Raw genomic sequence first — 242 nt, 5'->3', positions numbered from 1 at the left:
GCCTGACGCTCAACTGGATGGGCCTTGGCTACTGGATCGTGGGCTTTGCCGCACTCATCATGCTGGTGGCCCTGGTCAGCGGCGTGGTCATGCACCGCAAGATCTTCCGCGAGCTGTTCACCTTCCGTCCGAAGAAGGCGACCCAGCGCAGCGTGCTGGACCTGCACAACATGACGGGCGTGGTGGCGCTGCCCTTTCACTTCTTCTTCGCCTTCACGGGGCTGGTGATCTTAGGGGGCCAC

Annotated in this window: 1 protein-coding gene; it reads left to right on the top strand. The window is 62.8% G+C overall.

Annotated elements, in window-relative coordinates:
* Positions 1 to 242: PepSY domain-containing protein (locus ACRHNM_RS17900; protein WP_431137986.1), on the top strand; the 242-nt coding region annotated here is incomplete at both ends.

The sequence above is a fragment of the Psychroserpens mesophilus genome (assembly GCF_050617655.1).
GTDB classification, from domain to species: Bacteria; Bacteroidota; Bacteroidia; order Flavobacteriales; family Flavobacteriaceae; genus Psychroserpens; species Psychroserpens mesophilus_A.
Note: the sequence above shows the minus strand (reverse complement) of the source record. Positions and strands in the feature narration are given on the sequence as shown.